The 2,323-nt window shown below is 45.8% G+C and carries 3 protein-coding genes; 2 read left to right on the top strand and 1 reads right to left on the bottom strand.

Features of this window, described 5'->3' with window-relative positions; all coding sequences use genetic code 11:
• Nucleotides 1-379: quinolinate synthase NadA (nadA, locus tag A3761_RS15670; RefSeq protein ID WP_197473065.1), on the top strand; the 379-nt coding region annotated here is incomplete at its 5' end.
• 35 nt (nt 380-414) lie between these two features.
• Here the strand turns inward: nadA and A3761_RS15665 are convergent.
• Nucleotides 415-1,854 carry a M48 family metalloprotease gene (locus A3761_RS15665; RefSeq protein ID WP_068554308.1) on the bottom strand — a complete coding sequence of 480 codons (1,440 nt, stop codon included), beginning with the start codon at nt 1,852-1,854 and terminating at the stop codon, nt 415-417.
• Between the two features lie 180 nt (nt 1,855-2,034).
• Here A3761_RS15665 and A3761_RS15660 point away from each other — a divergent pair, with 180 nt between their 5' ends.
• Nucleotides 2,035-2,271 (top strand): sulfurtransferase TusA family protein, encoded by a 237-nt coding sequence (locus A3761_RS15660; RefSeq protein WP_068507810.1) that lies wholly within the window; start codon nt 2,035-2,037, stop codon nt 2,269-2,271.
• Nucleotides 2,272-2,323 lie beyond the last annotated feature (52 nt).

The raw sequence follows: 2,323 nt of genomic DNA, 5'->3' as shown, positions 1-2,323 counted from the left end.
CCCTGATGCCGCGGTACTTGTGCATCCGGAATCTCCGCAAAGTATGGTTGAATTTGCTGATGCGGTCGGTTCAACGACTCAGCTTATCAAAGCGTCGCAAGAGTTGCCGAATCAAGAATTTATCGTCGCTACAGATAACGGTATCTTCTATAAAATGCAGCAGTTGTCGCCTGAGAAAGTCTTTATCGAAGCGCCCACTGCCGGTTCTGGAGCGACCTGCCGATCCTGTGCACATTGCCCGTGGATGGCAATGAACGACCTGGAAAATATGTACTTGGCATTAAGTGAGGGGAGTGGCGAAGTAGAGGTCGACTCCGAATTAAGAGCCGGTGCACTTAAGTCCCTTCAGAGAATGCTAGACTTCTCAGCTACGTTGTAAATAACTTTGGCTTTCCATTCACCCTGTTTGCGCGTTTAAAACAGCGGGTTTTCTTTGATGGCATAGAAGAGGTCCAGTCTTGACTGGATCTTAAGTTCATCAAGCTCACTTGTGGTTTTTTTCAAGGCAAGGCTAAGCTGCTCGATAGCTTGATTCATTCTAGCGGTAAGGTAGAAATATTCTGCTCGTGCTTGGTGCAAATGCGCGATATCACCAGCGAGCCCCGCTACCTCAGCAAGTAAGTACCAAATCTCGGGGTCTTCAGGGTAACGTAGGCTCATTTTAGTGAGTAGATGATTCGATTCCTTAATTTTGTTTGCATCAAGATACGCTTTTGCCAGCGCTCGAGATAAAGAGTAGTTGTGAGGGTTCCTGCTTAATTGTTGCTCAAGGGTGCTGATTGCATCGGTGTGGCGGCTGGCATTGGATAATGCTTGCGCATAGATGGTGTTGATCGATATCTGGTTAGGATACTGCTCTAATAGTTTTTCCAGAAGCTCAATCGTTTTGAGGGGCTTGGTTTTTAGGTGAGCATAGGCAAGGCCAAATGTCGCGGTACTAATTTGTGTCGTATTACCCTTTTGCAGAATATTGTTGAAGTATTCAACTGCAGCTTGCCTGGATTCCGCATAGTCACTAATGATCATGTTTTTACTAAAGTGAAAGTCAATGTCATCTCGATAGCGTGCTCTGGGGTACTGCTCAGCCCTCCCTCGCGTATCACTAATTCGCGTATCGGACAGAGGGTGTGTTGATAGATATTCTGGGAGGCTCTCTGCTCTGAGCCGTGTTTGTTTGTACATGCGTTCAAACATCTTTGGCATTGCTCGCGGGTCGAAAGCTGAATTTGCTAAAATCTTAATACCTAGGCGGTCAGCCTCTTGTTCGTTTTTGCGTGAAAACTTTAGTTGTTTCTCTGCACTAAGTGCCTGAGTGCTTGCCAGTGCAGCGACGCCAGCTTCTGAACCAGCTGTCGCAGCAATAATTGCGCTTGCCAGAAAGCCGGCGAGTGTCAGTGGCGCCGCAAGCTTTTGTCGTTCGAGCATGCGGGCGTAGTGTCTTTGGCTGAGGTGGGCGAGTTCGTGAGCAATAACGGATGCAAATTCTTGTTCGGTATTGGCGTTAAAGAATAACCCTGCGTTTACGCCAATAATGCTACCAGGTACTGCAAAGGCATTTAGGCTTGGATTGTCGACAATTGTAATGGTGAAGTCGCGATCGATTACGGCAGAGTTTGGCGCGAGTTTATATACAAGGTTGGTGAGGTATTCGGTGACTAAAGGATTATCATAGGCTTGGGTGTGGCGTCTAAATGTGCGCAACCAAGCGTTGCCTAGGGCTTTTTCTTGCTGGATTGAAACGAGGTTTGACGAGCTATTGCCAAGGCTAGGGATTGTATCAGTGCTCGAGTCTGCGTGAGTGCTCGATATTAGTAAGCAGAGTAGTAAAAAGCTAAGGCTTTGTCGTCGTGGCATCTTCGATTGTATTGTATGGTGTGTTAGGTTCTTAGATATAGGCCGAATTCGGAGCAGATGCAAGTGAATACTTTGTCAGAATGAACTAGGGTGGCAGCTGTCTGAGATTAGCTTGTATAACCTCCTGTCGCTGCTATAAGATGTTCTTTCCTTGGGTTTTGTTTTTATTGATAGGTAGTTATGCAATTCGATTATTTAGTAGATGCTTCTGGTGAGGCCTGTCCGATGCCATTGCTCAAAGCTAAACAGCAATTAAATAAGATGTCGGCTGGTGAATGTGTCAAAGTGATCGCCACTGATAAGGGCTCCGTTAGGGATTTCGCTTCGTTTATAGCTTTAACAGCTCATGAGTTAATCGAATCTTCTGAAGAAGACTTAGAATCGTCGCGCTTTGTGTACTATATTATTAAGCGCTAAGGCGTTTCATTCCCGCTTAGTATTCTAATTTATGGGCATTGATTTTAGTAAG

The organism is Oleiphilus sp. HI0123 (assembly GCF_001635315.1).
This window is presented reverse-complemented; position numbering and strand designations above follow the sequence as displayed.